At 42.8% G+C, this 16,392-nt stretch carries 12 protein-coding genes and 1 pseudogene; 9 read left to right on the top strand and 4 right to left on the bottom strand.

The window, feature by feature from the left end:
* Positions 1-2 precede the first annotated feature (2 nt).
* Positions 3-200, bottom strand: coding sequence for a hypothetical protein (locus HWQ39_RS03585; protein WP_292841690.1), 198 nt, complete (start codon positions 198-200; stop codon positions 3-5).
* A gap of 188 nt (positions 201-388) precedes the next feature.
* Here HWQ39_RS03585 and HWQ39_RS03580 point away from each other — a divergent pair, with 188 nt between their 5' ends.
* The gene (locus HWQ39_RS03580) at positions 389-772 is read left to right on the top strand and encodes a hypothetical protein (RefSeq protein WP_292841687.1); all 384 of its coding nucleotides are present in this window, start codon (positions 389-391) and stop codon (positions 770-772) included.
* Positions 773-780: 8 nt separating this feature from the next.
* Positions 781-1,116: a hypothetical protein gene (locus HWQ39_RS03575; RefSeq protein ID WP_292841684.1), complete on the top strand. Its 336-nt coding sequence runs from the start codon at positions 781-783 to the stop codon at positions 1,114-1,116.
* 130 nt (positions 1,117-1,246) lie between these two features.
* Here the strand turns inward: HWQ39_RS03575 and HWQ39_RS03570 are convergent, their stop codons facing one another.
* Positions 1,247-2,170, bottom strand: coding sequence for a nucleoside hydrolase (locus HWQ39_RS03570; RefSeq protein WP_292841681.1), 924 nt, complete (start codon positions 2,168-2,170; stop codon positions 1,247-1,249).
* A gap of 18 nt (positions 2,171-2,188) precedes the next feature.
* Here HWQ39_RS03570 and HWQ39_RS03565 point away from each other — a divergent pair, with 18 nt between their 5' ends.
* Entirely contained in the window at positions 2,189-2,620 is a 432-nt protein-coding gene (locus tag HWQ39_RS03565; protein ID WP_292841678.1) for a nucleoside deaminase, read from the top strand.
* 73 nt (positions 2,621-2,693) lie between these two features.
* Here the strand turns inward: HWQ39_RS03565 and rbsK are convergent, their stop codons facing one another.
* Positions 2,694-3,629: a ribokinase gene (gene rbsK, locus HWQ39_RS03560; protein WP_292841675.1), complete on the bottom strand. Its 936-nt coding sequence runs from the start codon at positions 3,627-3,629 to the stop codon at positions 2,694-2,696.
* Between the two features lie 108 nt (positions 3,630-3,737).
* On the opposite strand from rbsK, the gene HWQ39_RS03555 reads away from it, so the two are divergent.
* From HWQ39_RS03555 to HWQ39_RS03530, 6 genes are all read left to right on the top strand, one after another.
* Positions 3,738-4,106, top strand: a complete 369-nt coding sequence (locus HWQ39_RS03555) for a hypothetical protein (protein WP_292841672.1) — start codon at positions 3,738-3,740, stop codon at positions 4,104-4,106.
* A 57-nt stretch (positions 4,107-4,163) separates the two neighbouring features.
* Positions 4,164-4,862, top strand: a complete 699-nt coding sequence (locus HWQ39_RS03550) for a hypothetical protein (RefSeq protein ID WP_292841669.1) — start codon at positions 4,164-4,166, stop codon at positions 4,860-4,862.
* A gap of 581 nt (positions 4,863-5,443) precedes the next feature.
* Positions 5,444-9,298, top strand: coding sequence for a tetratricopeptide repeat protein (locus tag HWQ39_RS03545; protein WP_292841666.1), 3,855 nt, complete (start codon positions 5,444-5,446; stop codon positions 9,296-9,298).
* A gap of 161 nt (positions 9,299-9,459) precedes the next feature.
* On the top strand, positions 9,460-11,145 hold the full coding sequence (locus HWQ39_RS03540) for a M14 family metallopeptidase (protein WP_292841663.1): 1,686 nt from the start codon (positions 9,460-9,462) through the stop codon (positions 11,143-11,145).
* Positions 11,146-11,415: 270 nt separating this feature from the next.
* Positions 11,416-11,883, top strand: coding sequence for a GNAT family N-acetyltransferase (locus HWQ39_RS03535; RefSeq protein ID WP_292841660.1), 468 nt, complete (start codon positions 11,416-11,418; stop codon positions 11,881-11,883).
* A 460-nt stretch (positions 11,884-12,343) separates the two neighbouring features.
* Positions 12,344-14,053, top strand: a complete 1,710-nt coding sequence (locus HWQ39_RS03530) for a fasciclin domain-containing protein (protein WP_292841657.1) — start codon at positions 12,344-12,346, stop codon at positions 14,051-14,053.
* A 97-nt stretch (positions 14,054-14,150) separates the two neighbouring features.
* Here HWQ39_RS03530 and HWQ39_RS03525 read toward each other — a convergent pair.
* Positions 14,151-16,180: pseudogene (locus HWQ39_RS03525) on the bottom strand (amylo-alpha-1,6-glucosidase).
* Positions 16,181-16,392 lie beyond the last annotated feature (212 nt).

Genomic DNA, 16,392 nt, shown 5'->3' with positions numbered 1-16,392 from the left:
ACTTAATAGGAATTTAAATTCCGACAAAAATCGGGAGTAACATATTCTGAGCATATATCTATTTCTATTTTATCAACACCTTTATCTTTATTTATTTGTGCAACCTGTTGTCCCTTATATTGTATTTCAACAGTCATTTCATTATATTTAAGGTCACTAAGATAAAGAATTTCAAAACCAGAATCTAGATTTATAGCCATTTTGAACCTCTTAATCTACAAATGCACCAAAACTACCATCTGCTCTATCTTTTGGTGGAAGCGATTCTTCCAGGCTACCTGTTCAAGTTCTGTATTAACTTGTCACGAGGCTATTTAGGGGAATAAGATTTTGTTGCTATGCTAGGGACAGAGGACAAGTAGCTAAATTCAGATTGGCGGTTCGTAACGTGGATGTTCTAATTGAGTCAACAAGCAGCTTTGAGAAAGATCTTGGCAGGCTAAGTGAAGATGAGAAAGCCGCAGCGGTTAAAAAAATCAATGATTGCGCCAGCCTCTTCCCAACTAAAAAAGCTGACATTTATCATAAGTTGCATCGTCTTGCGCTACCGTTAGATATTAATGGCTATGAATCTTCGCTGTACACGCTAAGGGTTTCGCAGAAACTAAGGGTGATTTTGACAGTTGACGAAGATCCAATTTTTGGGCAAGTTATTTTTACTCTTTTTCGAGTAGTTAAACACGATGATCTTGATAAAGCGTATAAAGGTGTGGCAGAGTCTTTGTATCAAGGATTACTCCATCACAATCGAGAAACTGCCCAGTTCTCGTAAGTTGGTTTATGGCACAAACCCTTACTCTGTGTGATGAATACGGCATTATTTATCAAGCCATGAAGATTTTGCCAGATGATGAGCTAAAGATTGCTTTTCTTGAAGCCTTGGCAGAGCTTGAAGATAATGAGTGTCACAGAACAAGAAAATTTCCCAAAACGAGCCTGCACAAAGTAAAAGGTGTGAAGCAGGCAATTTATCGCGCTGATATCGATAAAGTCTCAGGTTGGCGCATCCATATTCAATACATTAATGGGCAAATTCATCTCAAGGATATTATCGAGGGGCAAAGACACGATGATGTCATTGAGGTGATTAAATCTAAAAAGGCACGCTATGAGTAATTCTCAGTCTTACACCAGTTTGCAAGTAACTGAGGTACAAAATGTAAGACTCAAGATCATCAAAAGTTTCTATCTCCTTAGTTTTCGATAGCAAGTTTGAGTATGCACGCCACCTAATTATTTTAGTTTTTTATCTTGCCCATTGCAGCAAGATGTAAGCATAAAAAGCCTCTTTATCTACCCGATCCATTGCATAAATTTTTCGACCACCAGAAACTACCTTAGTACGCCCCTGACTAAGACCAGTGGTAATAATTTCTGTTTCCCATTCGCGCAATTGATAATATTCTGGGTGTCCCAGATAAGCTGTTGCCAACACATCCCAGAAATAATAATCTTGAGGGATAACTAGTGCATAACATTGTCCAGCTAAATCAGAGATGGGATAGTGGCGTTGTCGCCCCATTTTGTATACTAACTCCGATGTGACTGAAACATTGTTAGTTAAATCCAAAGGACACATAATAATTTCAATTTGGGTTTGCCATACCCGCGCTGCTGAAACTGCATCCCAATAAACATTCCATTCGGCGGAACCATCTTGCCCTGCTTCTAAACTTTTTTCCACATTACCATTAACATTTAACGCGCCCCCCATCCACACAATTTTGTGAATCTTGGCTTCAATGTCTGGTGCTTTGTCTAAAGCTACTGCAACCGTTGTCAATGGGCCAGTTACCATCAACGTTACGGGGTCTGATGCGTCACGTAACACCTGTATCATGAAATCTTGACCTGTTTCGGCAACCAGAGGCGTAGTAATGGTTTCCCTTTGATTGAGAATCGGGAGATGATCGACGATAAACGAATCACGGCGATAGAGAGTAGGAAATGGATTGATACCGCGCACTGTGCTTTCTGCAACCGGGATATGAGAAAATCCCATCAAATCTATAATTTTACGTGTGGCGCTAACAGCCGGTTGAACGTAGCAATCTGCTGGAGTGACGACAACACCAAGAAGTTCTATATGATCCATCGTCAACAGCAGCATAGTTGCTAGATAATCATCTACACCGCCATCATGATCCATTAATACAAGTTGTTTTGTCATAAAAGGAGAATTAATTATATGGATGAGTTTATGGAAGCTGCTATTCAAGAAGCAAAACAAGGCAGACAAGAAGGTGGAATTCCTATTGGTTCGGTTCTCATTAAAGATGGCAAAATTCTCGGTAGAGGACACAATAAACGTGTGCAAGATGCTGATCCTGTTACCCACGCCGAAATCGATTGTCTCCGCAATGCTGGAAGAGTTGGCAGCTATAGAGGGACTACACTATATTCAACTTTAATGCCGTGTTACCTGTGCGCTGGAGCAGTGGTACAATTTGGCATTAAAAAAGTCATCGTTGGAGAATCTAAAACTTTTCCTGGTGCTAAAGAATTTATGGTATCTCATGGTGTAGAAGTAATTGATCTTAATCTTGACGAATGCGAACAAATTATGAGTGAGTTTATTGAAACTAACCCTGAACTTTGGAATGAAGATATTGGGAAATAGAGATTAGGAATTGGGGATTGGGGACTGGGGATTGGGCATTGGGCATTGTGTATGGATCAATAGTTCATCTCCCCTACTCTCTACTCCCTACTCCCTTTTCCTTAAGAAATGCATCAAACGTAAACCTATCTGGTAAGGAAGTTTGTGCGCCTGGTTTTGTCGCCGCTAAAGCACCGGCGGCTGCACCCCAAATAACTGCCTGATGTAAAGAAAGTCCTTCAAAAAGTGCTGCCGCTAAACCGCCATTGAAAGCATCGCCTGCGGCTACTGTATCAACTGCATGAATTGAAAACGCGGGTACAAAAAACTTTTCTTCAGCAGTGGCACAAAAAACACCTTTAGAACCCAGTTTGACGATCGCACATTTCACACCCCGTTCCAACAAAACCGCAGCTGCTTTGGCTGCTTGTTCCTCTCCATCCACAGGAAAACCCACCAACTGCGCTGCTTCAACTTCATTCGGTGTGATAATGTCTACTAACGGATATAGTTCATCTGGTAAATTAGATTGTGCGGGTGCTGGGTCGAAAATTACTTTTATGTTTGCACCTTTTGCGGCTTTAGCAGCAGCAACTACGGCATTAATCGGAATTTCTAGTTGTAAAAGTATTGCTGTAGCTGTTGGTAAAAGGTGGGATAATCGCTCTACATCTTCTTGATTGACACGCCCATTTGCACCAGGAATAACGACGATTTGATTTTCACCAGTATGACTCACGGTGATGATCGCAACTCCAGAACTAACAGTTTTATCCACAAAAATGTTATCAGTTTGTACACCAGATGCTTGCAAATTGTTAACAAGTTCTGTACCAAAATCATCTGCACCTACACGCCCCACTATCTGAGTAGGAATGCCCAATTTTGCTAACGCTACGGCTTGATTGGCTCCCTTACCTCCCGAAACTTTAAAAAAATCTTCTCCTAGCAACGTTTCTCCTGCGACTGGCAATCGGGGTGTTGTTGCTACCAGGTCTATATTTATACTGCCAAAGATGATAATACTCATGATACTGATTTTTATTTAGCTTAAAGTTATTTAGATTGATATATTATGAGGCGATCGCCTGTTTTTTAGAATACAGCGAGTATAAATCATTCACAAAGACGCGATAAATTGCCGTCTCTACAAGAATCAATCTTTTGTTTTGACGGCGATTTAAGTACACAATCTAGAGATTTGATTGACTTAGCAATATTGCGTGTAAATAACGAAATGCCCGCACGTGCGATCGCTAAAGCTGAAGAAAGCTACAAAGTAAAAAAGCCATTAATTAAAGCCATTACTAATTTTACTGAGAAAGAAAGGTATAGAGATAAATTTTTTCAGGAGTTAAACATACCTGAAGAAAAATTTCCAATCATAATGGATGGAATAAAACTGTTGAGTGCTGAGTTAGGAGTTATTATTTCCCTCCCCAATGCCCAATGCCCAGTGTCCAGTGCCCAATCCCCAATCCCCAGTCCCCTCTATACGTTTTATTGACTGAACTAACGCTATAGTCCAGTGCGATCGCTACAATCTTAGGATAAGCAATATTCGATGGTGCAGCAGATGCTCAAGCGGCTATTTCAATGGTTCAAAAAGCTTTTTCAGAGCTTGTTTGGTGGAAAACAGACTGCCTCCAAATCTAGGGGGAATGTAGAAAAGGAACCAGCGCCACCCCTAAGCGATACGGATCTGGAATTTCTCTTTAACGAACTGTTGCAAGGAGTTCATCAAGCACGAGGCGAAGCATGGGCACGAAAGTGGCTGCATAATATTGAACATCGTATCCCAACTGAAGACTGGGTTGAGTGGTTAGGGCGCTTTGGCGACAGATTGCTTGCATCACCTACACCCAATAATGAAATGGCTGCGCGGTTAGTGCAACTGGGTGAGTTGGACATCCCAGAAATCGGAGATGTTGCCTATAGTATTGGGATGCAGTTGTTGACACGCAATACAGGCGAACCCATTTGGGAATATGCAGGGCCAGATACCGCTAGCATAAATTTGCTCTCTGAGCCAACTACCCCAGTATCAGAGTTAGCAGATACGCCAGAGAACCCCCCGGAGGGAGAATACCAAACTGTCACCCTAGAAGAGTTGTTTGTGATGTTACAGGAGGATGAAAACTTACGCCAGCAGATTGCTCAACAGCTTGCCGTTGAAACAGATGACCCACAAGTGCTTGTCCAGGCATTGATTAGCCAATTGTATCCTGGTGGTGAATCGACTACAGAGCCAACAGAAAATTAATGGCTTCCCAGAGTCAAGAGATTTTGGATTTTGGATTTTAAATTTTGGATTGACCCCATTGATCAACAGATGCAGCTGGAAGATTTTGGATTCGGGATTTGTGTAATCTCCGAAGGTTGAAAACGCATAGTGGGACGTTAGTTAGGCATGAACCATAAAGAATCTAAAATCTAAAATTGGCAGGGTCAACGAAGAGGAAAAAAAGCTGGGGGCAGGGGGCAGGGGGAGAACCCCATACATAAATGTAGGAGCTTGAACTAAGGAATGCATTATTTCTTGCGCTGCGCGTCTCGAAATAAATATTTAAAATTTTGGGCATAAATAAATTTAGGGGCTTGAAACCCGGATTATGGGGAAATGAGCGAATCTTTCTCCCCTGCTCCCCTGCCTCTTTGGTCAAAACTCAAGAGTTAAATCTGGGAATTGTAACGTTGTAATGCTATGCTCTTGAAGATTTGTATATTTTTTGCTAACCTGCTACGGAAGCGCTGTCCGAATCTAATGGATTTTTACGTAATTGATGATTTTTTTAACACAACGATGGCTACAATCTAGAAAAACAAAATCCAAGAGTGTGGCAGATGCTCAGGCGGATATCGCAGTCGCTTAAAAGGTTTTTAAAGCGCCTCATTGCAAGTAAAGAGACTACTTCTCTCAAGGGTGTGAGGGGACGCAATCTGGTGGGGATACTACCAGAACTAACCAATGCGGATTTAGAACAATTGTTTATCCAATTGTTAGAAGGCGTGCATCAAGCACGAGGACGACAGTGGGCATTGAGGTATCTGCAACGGATTGAAAATCGCGTTCCGGCTGAACGCTGGATAGATTGGTTGGTGATATTTGGTGAAAGCTTACTAGCTTCACCTACACCAAATCCTCTTTTAGCAACACAGATGGTGCAATTAGGGGAACTTGGTGTTGGCAGAATTGGAGATGTTGCATACAACATTGGCATCCGGCTAATGCAAAATTTACCCACAGAAATAGAGTATCAGGACAATCAGCTACAAGATGAAGGAGAAATAACTCCTGGGCAAGAACTAATCAGCGATTTGGGTGAGGAGTTATGGGAGTATGATGAGCCAGAGTTTGTAGAAATAACTCCTGGGCAAGAATTGATCCGCGATTTAGGCGAGCAGTTATGGGAGTATGATGAGCCAGAATTTGTAGAGATCGCGACAAATGAAGAAATTATTATCCCAAGTTCCCCTGGACAAGAGCTAATCCGTAGCTTAGGCGAACAGTTATGGGAATATGATGTGCCAGATGTTGAACCAATCACGTCAGCACCTCAAAATGTCTCTTTTGAGGAAAGATTACCCGAAAATTTAGAGGAACTGGTATTGGAGTATGAAAGGGAAAACGCCCAAACCACAATACCTGAGAATGTTCCTCTCCCCCCACTGGAAGATTCAATCACTTCCTTAGCCCAACTGAGGTTCGGCGATGAAGAAGTTGTTCAAATTACAACACCAGCAAATCTCCTTTCCACTAGGCAAAGGACTGAATTAGCAACGTCTTCTTCGGTGGAAACCTGGGATAACACTTTGACGAATTTAGAGCCAAATGTAGCTAATACCTTAGATGAGTTGTGGGTAAGGTTGGATCAAAGTACCAATTTAGTCCAGCAACTTGCTTCGGATTTGGCAGTTCAAAGCAGTAATTCCTCTGGTAGTATTGAGCGACATAGCGATAATCCGATTACCCACGCTCAAGGGTGGTTTTACCAAGGTCTAAGCCAAGCGAAAACAGGTGATTTGTTAGGCGCGATCGCATCCTATGACCAAGCCATTGCAATGCAGCCCGAATTCTCAGAATATTGGTTTAACCGAGGCTTGACGCTGTTCCATTTAGAACGTTTTGAAGAAGCGATCGCTGCTTATGAAACCGCCATAGAATTGAAACCCGACTTCTACAAAGCTTGGTACAACCGGGGTGGAACTCTCGGAGAATTAGGATATTTTGAAGAAGCGATCGCTTCTTTTGACAAAGCTATAGAAATCAAGCCAGACTACCAAGAAGCGTGGTCTAGCAAGGGTTTGGCGTTGCTGAAATTAGGTTGGCTACCAGAAGCTATTGCTAGTTATGACCAAGCCCTGAATCTGGAACCAGAAGACCAGGAAAATTGGTATCACCGAGGCATCGCCCTAGCTGTCAGCGAACAATTTGCCGAGGCGATTATATCTTATGACAGAGCTATAGAAATTAACCCAGAGTACCACGAGGTGTGGATAGATCGGGGTGTAGTGCTGTTTAATTTGGGAAGATGGTCAGAAGCGATCGCCTCCTGGGATAAAGCCCTTTCAGTTCAAGCCGACTTCTACTTAGCTTGGTACAACCGGGGTATAGCATTAGACAACTTAGGACGTAGACAAGAAGCGATCGCCTCCTATCGGCAAGCGATCGCCATTAAACCTGACTTCCACCTAGCTTGGTATAATCAGGCAGTAGCATTGTTTTATTTAGAACAGTTTGCCGAAGCGATCGCTTGTTATGACAACGCTTTGCAAATTAAACAAGATTATTGGGAAGCTTGGATTGGTCGGGGAACTGCGATCGGTAATTTAGTGAACTCTGACGAATTGCGGAATTTATCGAGTAGTATCACAGCGACCAATCCCGCCTTACTACAGGGCGGCTACGAAGGAAAATTAGCCAGCTACGAGGAAGGTTTAAAGCATCTGCGGACAGATACCCATCCAGAAGGTTGGGGTAGATTGCATTTTGCGATCGCTAATACTTATTACGACCAAGGCAAAAAACACCCCAATCCCCGCGATTATTGGCGCAAAGCCGCGTCTGAATACCATCAGGCGCTATTAACCCTCACACTAGAATATTTTCCCCAGCTGCATCTAGAGGTTTTGCAATCTCTAAGCAAAGTGCTGATGGGCTTGGGACAAACCACACAAATTCAAGAATTACTGCAACGCGGTACAGATTTATTGCGACAATTACTGAGTGAAGAAACTCGCTCAGACGAAAGTAAAAAACAACTAGCTTTGAAATTTGCAGGCTTCGATCAATTGGCAGTAGATTTAGCCGTCGAGTCTGGTGATCTAGTAGAAGCTTGGGAAATTGCCGAACAAGGCAAAAATACTTGTTTAAACTGGCTACTTTCTGGCTGGAATGATCGTATCTATTCGCCTTATTATGACGCAATTCAACAACTATTTAATCCCACAACAGCAATTATTTACTGGCATATTAGTCCAGTTGCTCTACAGACTTTTATCCTCAAAGATCAAGCACCATCACCGATTCTGCTCTTTACACCGATGCAAGATGTTGGGGGAATATCTTTAGGAGAAGATGCTATTCGTCTAAATGAATTACCTCTACCCGAAGCAGTACAACGCCTAATTGAATTTGAAACTTGGCTAGAAGATTGGCATCAACAATACCAACAATATCGCAGCACAGCCCAAGACAAAGAAAGTAAAAGTCACCATGCTTGGCGAGTTGAGATGGAAGAAAAGCTGTTGCAACTGTATGAAATCCTAAATATTTCCACAATTGCACAGGAACTCGAAGGCATCACCCAACTGGTTTTAATTCCTCACCGTGACTTATACAGATTGCCCATTCATACACTTTTCCATCTCTCTTCTGAAAATGGCGAAGAATTACCGAATGTGGAATCAAATTTCACCGTCACCTATTTACCCAGTGCCCAAATAGGTTTATCAATCAGAAATGAGGATATTTGGCAGTGGCAAAATAAGTTACTGCTCAGTGTTGAACATCCTGAAAGTAAAGGTTATCCGCCGCTTAAATTTGCCAAACTGGAATCTGAAATTGTTAGTCAGATGTTCAATAATATCCAACGAATTCAGGGAGCGGAAGCTACAAAAAACCTTGTCGTGAATGCTTTATCTGAAAATTACAACATCTTACATTTTACGGGTCAAGTCACTAATAATTTAGTTGAACCTAAAAAATCAGAGTTAGCATTAGCAGGTGAAGATAGACTTACACTAGATGAAATCTACCAACAAAATCTCGCAAGTTACAACCTTATTACCCTCTCTGCCTGTGAAAATTTAATTACTAACAACTACACCAGTAGCGAATACGTAAGTTTAGCGGGTGGTTTTGTCAGTCAGGGCGTACCTCATGTAGTGAGTACTCTCTGGAGTGTAGAATCTTCGGCTAGTGCTTTGGTAATGATCGAGTTTTACCGACGATTACAGCCAAATAAATCAGCTGTTACTGCCTTAGCTGAAGCAACACAATGGCTAAAAGAACTAACTGCTGGAGAACTGACAAAATGGTATGAAGATATTTTGAATAATCTGCATCCAGAGGAAGTAAGAATTCAAACTTATTTAGCAACACAACTATATAGAAATAGTAAAATGGCATCAGATAAAATTCTTTATAGCCATCCTTACTACTGGGCAGCTTTTACGATTACAGGTAAACCTAATTAAATTATGGGGACTGGGATTCAAAAAATATCCAATTAACTCTTGTGGGGTGGGCGTCTCGCCCGCCCAGTCTGTATGGCCCTCATGTTGCCCACCCCACAATATTGGATAATTTATTCCTTAGAGTTCCCTTAGTTAAAATAATTCGTATTCAGGGGTTTATTATGCCAGATGTTCGGTTTGATAAATACTATCGTTATGAAGACTTAACACGCATTCTGCACAGTTATTCTGAAGAATTTCCCCAACTAGTACGCATAGAAAGTATTGGCAAGAGTTACGAAGGACGTGATATTTGGCTATTAACAGTTACCAACTTTGCCACTGGCGCACATCAAGAAAAACCTGCCCTCTGGGTTGATGGCAATATTCACGCCACTGAACTAGCGCCATCAAGTGTTTGTCTATATCTCTTGCAAACGTTAGTTACAGCTTACGGTACTCACCCAGAAATTACCCGTTGTTTGGACACTCGCACCTTCTACATTTGCCCCCGTGTTAACCCTGATGGTGCTGAGTTGGCATTGGCTGACAAACCGAAATTTATTCGCTCCGGTACTCGCCCTTATCCCCATGATGAAGAAGGCAACGATGGGTTATTGATGGAAGATATCGATGGCGATGGTCGGATTTTACTGATGCGAATCCCCGATGACAATGGGGCTTGGAAAGTCTGTCCAACTGAACCTCGCCTGTTAGTGCGACGCGAACCGACAGAAACAGGTGGTCAGTATTATCGCGTACTACCAGAAGGAAATATCAAAAATTACGACGGAGTTCAGATTAAAATTCAGCCTTCTAAAGAAGGACTAGATTTAAACCGGAATTTTCCATTTTTGTGGCGGCAAGAATCTGAACAATCGGGGGCTGGCCCTTATCCTACATCTGAAACAGAAGTGCGATCGCTAGTTCAATTTATCACTACACATCCTAATATTACAGGAGCGATCGCCTTTCATACTTTTAGCGGTGTTTTCATCCGTCCCTACACCCACCTCAGCGATGACGAATTTCCCGTTAATGACCTCCGCACCTATCAACGCATTGGCGCTAAAGGTACTGAACTTACTCAATATCCGGCTATCTCCGCCTTTCATGATTTTCGCTATGACCCCAAAAACGTAATTACAGGTATATTTGACGACTGGGCTTATGAACATCAAGGTCTATTTGCCTGGACAGTAGAAGTCTGGAGTCCGCAGCGCCAAGCTGGAATTAATGATTATAAATACATCGATTGGCAGCGAGAACACCCTCTAGAAGATGACTTGAAGATGCTGCGCTGGAACGATGAAAAACTTGCAGGTAAGGGCTATGTAGATTGGTATCCCTTCCAGCATCCCCAACTTGGTCAGATTGAACTAGGCGGCTGGGATACTATGTACGCTTGGACTAATCCCCCCCCTGAGTTTCTGGAGAAAGAAATAGCCCTCTTCCCAGAATGGCTGGTTTGGCACTTGTTAATATCTCCTCGTTTAGAGATTTATGAAGCCAGTGTCCACAAATTGAGTGATGATACTTATCAGGTGCGATTGGTTGTGCATAACACAGGCTGGTTGCCCACTAATGTCACCCAAAAAGCCTTAGAAAAAAAGCTGGTGCGGGGCTGTATCTGTGAAATTGAACTACCTTCTGGGGGAACTTTAGTAACGGGTAAGTCCCGTGAAGAGTTAGGTCAGTTAGAGGGACGAGCTTACAAGCCTTCAACTCCCATTAGACGGCACAGCGATCCTACCAAGGATCGAGCGAAGGTGGAATGGGTGGTGCGTGTGCCACAAGGTAGCACAGTTAAACTGTTAGCGCGTCATGAACGTGCTGGAGTTGTTCGCACTGAATTGACATTCCCATGATTTTGACATTTGTAGGAGTTACGCAATAATTCTCTAAAACTCTTATTCCTTTGCGTACTTTGCAGTTCGTTTTTCATTATTTTGCATAAGGGAACTCCAAGAAATAAATTATCCAATCTTGTGCGGTGGGCAACATGAGCGCCTAGTTTATATGGCTCTCGTCTCGCCCACCCCATAAGAAGTAATTAGATATTTTTTTATTTGGAAGTCCCTAAGTCATGATTTGAAATTTTCAAACATACTTCCTGGCGTAATTACCTTAATACAGTTTTGTCTAAACCTATAATTACCGTTCGCCTGATTACGCGTGACGAACTTCCTCAACTTCTGGCGTTGTATCACCACTTAAACCCCATCGATGCCCCTCTACCTGCTAACGATGTTTTACAATCCATCTGGGATGCGATTTTACACGATCCCCGTTTGTATTACATTGTGGCTGATGTTGCTAACCAATTAGTCGCAACGTGTAACTTAACTATTGTTCCCAACTTGACCCGTGGCGCACGTTCATACGGCATTATTGAAAATGTAGTCACTCACCCCGATTATCGACGACAGGGATTAGGTACGCAAATACTACATTATGCCTTAACTTTGGCATGGCAGAAACAGTGTTATAAAGTGATGCTTCTGAGTGGCTCAAAACGCGAGGAGACTTTGCACTTCTATGAAAAAGCAGGGTTTAAGCGTGGGGTAAAAACCGGATTTGTTGCCCTAGCTCCAGAGGAGTTGTGAGCCAGATTGATACAGATGAGACATCTTTTCCAAATCCTAGTTTATCTTTGGATTCTTTTTCATAAAATCGTCTTTTGCAAACAACTTAATTCTTAGCCAAAGAACTTAGCACAATCAGGCTCGAAATTTTTGATTGCGATCGCTAATTTTTAGTCTAGAATTTGCAAATTTTTTATCAGCGACAACTATCTAAAGAGTGAAAGTTTATCCTCAAAGTCTAGTCTTGAGTTAGTTGTATAGTCTCGATCAAAGATTAATAATAAATTATATTACCAAGACACATTTTATTTCTTAAATCTTGCTAAAAATCATTCTTGCTAAAAAGCATGATGCATTGAGCTTGTAAAACGGGTTTTATATAGAGGCAAACCAAATAATCATCTGGATATTTGTATTTACTTAACCCTGAATCCAGTATTTTCCAATAGTCAACCGAAGAAATTGAAAAGAGGATATTTCCATGTCTAGTTTGTTTCGTTGGTCATCAACAAAGGTTGCTTTCCTAGTTCTGGGAATGACAGCTGCTACAATAACTCCCATTGTAATTTCTACTCCAGCTTCATCTCAAACTACTGTTCCATCTACTACTCCATCTACTACTCCATCCACAACCCCACCTGCGACACCAGCACCAACTTCAACAGTTAACTTGTCTGATGTCTCCTCAGATTATTGGGCGCGTCCCTTCATTCAAACTCTGGCTGAAAATAACATAATTGCTGGCTTTCCTGATGGTAGCTATCGGCCAAATCAACCTGTGACTCGTGCTGAATTTGCCGCCTTGATTCAAAAAGCTTTCGGTAATCAAAATCGAGTTCGGCAATTAAGTCCAGGTGGATTTAGTGATGTTCCTGCTAACTATTGGGCTGCTTCTGCAATTCAGCAAGCCTATGAGAGTGGGTTTTTAGCAGGCTATCCTGGGAACGTGTTTAGACCCAATCAACAAATACCCAAGGTACAGGCGATCGTTTCTTTAAGTAATGGCTTGGGTTTGTCTGGTGGCGATACAAGTACTCTTAGTACCTACTACAACGATGCTTCAGCTATTCCAGACTACGCCATTGGCAGTGTGGCAGCAGCAACACAAGGTAATCTTGTTGTCAACTACCCGAATGTGAAACAACTCAATCCGCAACAATCGTTGACTCGTGCGGAAGCTGCGGCACTTTTATATCAAGCTTTGGCGAAACAAGGACGCGTACAACCCATTGCTAGCAATCTTCCAGCTAGCCAATATGTTGTAGCTGGAACTCCTGGTAATACTCAAACTAGTACTGATATTGTTGCTCTTGCTGCATCTAGTAGTTCTTTTACAACTCTGACTTCTTTATTAAAGACATCGGGTCTAGCAGATATTCTTCAACAGCCAGGCCCTTATACAGTATTCGCTCCCACAGATCAAGCATTTGCGGCTTTGCCTGCTGCTACTTTACAACAGTTACAGCAACCAGAAAACAGAGAAGCCTTAGTTAAGATTTTGAGATATCATGTACTTTCCGGTGCGGTAACTGCTAGTCAACTCTCTTCTGGGGAGGTGAGTACCGCTGAAGGAAGACCTGTAAATATTCAAATCGATCGCGCTAACAATCAAGTCGCGGTGAATAATGCCAGAGTTCTCCAGGCGGATGTTAAAGCTAGCAATGGTATTATCCATGCAATTAACCAAGTCCTGATCCCACCTGATGTTAACATCAGTCAGTTAAATCAACCGCCAACAGGAAATAATGGTACGCCTGACGTGACAGTAGGTAGATCTACTCGTGGTGGCAGAAGCTATATCGGAGTTGGTGGTAACATTGGTTTAAGCGGCGGCGATACAGCTCTGAGCGATGGGAACTTTACAGTCATCAGCAAACTTGGTCTGACAAACAATATATCAGTGCGGCCATCAGTAATCTTTGGGGACGATACAATATTTCTAGTTCCCGTGACTTTGGATTTTTCTCCCCGCGCAGCAGGTTCGGTGGGCGAAAGATCCTTTGCTATATCTCCTTATATAGGCGCTGGTGTAGCAATTGAAGCCAATCTGGATACTACTATTGGATTACTGCTAACTGGTGGTGTAGACGTTCCTCTCGGTTCTAGATTTACGCTAACAGGTGGTGTAAATGCTGCTTTTATGGATCAAACTGATGTAGGACTGCTACTAGGAGTTGGCTACAACTTCTAAATAGAAGCACAACATACGGTAGGGGCAATTTTATGAATTGCCCCTACTGCGTGGTCTATTTACCTGAAAATAGCTGTCATTTATTCTATTCCCAGCATCAACTCTCTGTCGCCAACCAAGCACGTAAAACTTCACCTACTGTCCACGCTTGGGCAATACATCCCCGTGGAGTCATTGGCGGATCGCCATCAAAAATTTCGCTGAGACTACCAAGACCGTGGGCAGTAAGATGATTAGCCATTGGTTCCAAAAATTGACGAGCCTGTTCAGGGTTTTTGTAGACGCGCAGGTGTGCTAAAACGAATGGCCCCAACAACCAACCCCAGACGGTTCCCTGGTGGTAAGCTCCATCACGCTGATAGCGATTGCCACCGTATTTTCCCTGGTACTGAAGATGGTCGGGAGCTAGCGAGAGTCTTTCCCTTCGGGACGCTGCGCGAACAGACACGCTACGCGATCGCAATCCATGAGAAGTCAGTAGCATTCGTCCACAAGCCTCCACCACACCCTTTTGCTGGACAAGTGTTAGCGGACTTTCTGGTATGACACAGCAAATATTTGGTTAGGACGCAACAACGCATCATCACCATCAGGACTGTCTAAAAGGTCATAGCAATAACCTGTCTCTTCATTCCAGAAGCGAGAAAATCTATACTTTGCCCGATCTGCCATTGCTTCATATTCTTGGTGTGGTTTACCAAGATGACGGGCAAACTTTGCCATTGTCCGTAAAGCATTATACCAAAGGGCATTAACTTCAATTGGTTTGCCAATTCGGGGCGTAACTACCCAATCGTCAACCTTGGCATCCATCCAGGTAAGTTGTACGCCAGCAACACCAGCATAAAGTAAGCCATCGGCTGCATCGAGGTGGATATTGTAGCGTGTACCGCGACAGTGCCAATCAATGATATCTGCAAGTATGGGAAAGAGTTCACCAAGCAAAGTATCATCATCTGTAGCGCTGTAGTAGGCGCGGACTGCTTCAAAGTACCAGAGAGTGGCATCGACTGTATTATATTCTGGTTGCTCACCTGCATCGGGAAAGCGATTAGGCAGCATACCTTGGTCTACGTGTCTGGCAAAGGTGCGAAGAATTGAGCGCGCTATCTCTGGACGACCAGTGGAAATTGTCAAACCAGGTAGACTAATCATGGTGTCGCGTCCCCAGTCGCTAAACCAGTGATAACCAGCGATGATGGTTTTGCCGTAGGGGTCTTCTGGCGCTGGGCGATCGACAATAAACTGGTCAGCAGCTAGTACTAAATGGTTGATCCAGTCAGGTGATTCCTTAGTTTTCAGGGGTCGATTAGTTTTCCAAAATCCTGTTAACTTCTGCTCTTGAGTGCGACGTAACTTCAGCGCCGTTTCGCCATTGAGATTTGGTTGTTTTTCTGTGCTGGCGACAAAGGCGATCGCTTCTCCAGGATTTAGTGTAACTTCAAAGGTGGCGGCGTGGAGGTGGTCTTCTTTATCGCTCAATCCCCGATAGCGTTCAACTGCTAAGTCAAAGTCATAATACCAATTGTTGACAACAGATACACTAGCGCATGAATCGCTCACTAGATACAGTGGTACAGCACCCGGATAAGCAGTTACACAAATCCCCTGTTCCACCTCCTCAACAGACATCTGCCAACCATTGCTTTGAGTATCGCTGTGATAATCGCGGTAGTTGACCATTGCTTTGAGTGTCAACTTGAGGGGTTGAGTGGCACGACGCAGAGTATATTGGACATAAGTTGTATTCGCGCCTTGTTGCATCCACACCCGTTTTTCTAACAAGGCATCGGCAACAGCAAAACGCCATACAGGAATCGTACCTTCCAGAGAAAAACGTTCAATATGTTTATAACCGTCGGGATTGACAATACCATTTGCCCAACGATTCGTGTCTAAAGGATAAGAGCGGGTATCATATAATGCAGTTTCATCTAGTTTTGTTAGCATTAAAGTGCGACCCAAAGGTGGTTTCAATGCTGCTACTAGTAGTCCGTGATAGCGGCGAGTCAATAAACCAGCCACAGTCCCAGAGGCGTAACCACCAATACCGTTAGTAACTAACCACTCCCGCGATTCTGCAACGTCAAGATTGCCGCAGATTTCCCGCCCAAATTCTATACACATAAGTCACGTCGCTTTGTTCTAAATTCAAAATTAAGCTTTTCTCTCTGCGTTTTCTATGCATCTGCGATTTAAAAATGATTTATCTAACTACAGAGGCGCAGAGAACACGGAGAAAAGAGAAATTATTGTCTAAAAATTTTACCTACCTTGAAAGGGCTAAGCTAATCGGCATTTAAATTGCAACATAGACACCATTGCCCTTGTTTTTTATC

The sequence above is a fragment of the Nostoc sp. NMS8 genome (assembly GCF_017115045.1).
GTDB lineage: Bacteria > Cyanobacteriota > Cyanobacteriia > Cyanobacteriales > Nostocaceae > Nostoc.
The sequence above is the reverse complement of the archived record's forward strand: the minus strand, read 5'-3'. Positions and strand labels throughout refer to the sequence as shown.

Bases quoted from the DNA above. Each gene is read 5' to 3' on its own strand.
- HWQ39_RS03585 (WP_292841690.1), bottom strand. From the start codon at position 200: ATGGCTATAAATCTAGATTCTGGTTTTGAAATTCTTTATCTTAGTGAC.
- HWQ39_RS03575 (WP_292841684.1), top strand. From the start codon at position 781: ATGGCACAAACCCTTACTCTGTGTGATGAATACGGCATTATTTATCAA.
- HWQ39_RS03570 (WP_292841681.1), bottom strand. From the start codon at position 2,170: ATGACAAAACAACTTGTATTAATGGATCATGATGGCGGTGTAGATGAT.
- HWQ39_RS03565 (WP_292841678.1), top strand. From the start codon at position 2,189: ATGGATGAGTTTATGGAAGCTGCTATTCAAGAAGCAAAACAAGGCAGA.
- rbsK (WP_292841675.1), bottom strand. From the start codon at position 3,629: ATGAGTATTATCATCTTTGGCAGTATAAATATAGACCTGGTAGCAACA.
- HWQ39_RS03550 (WP_292841669.1), top strand. From the start codon at position 4,164: ATGGTGCAGCAGATGCTCAAGCGGCTATTTCAATGGTTCAAAAAGCTT.
- HWQ39_RS03545 (WP_292841666.1), top strand. From the start codon at position 5,444: ATGCTCAGGCGGATATCGCAGTCGCTTAAAAGGTTTTTAAAGCGCCTC.
- HWQ39_RS03540 (WP_292841663.1), top strand. From the start codon at position 9,460: ATGCCAGATGTTCGGTTTGATAAATACTATCGTTATGAAGACTTAACA.
- HWQ39_RS03530 (WP_292841657.1), top strand. From the start codon at position 12,344: ATGTCTAGTTTGTTTCGTTGGTCATCAACAAAGGTTGCTTTCCTAGTT.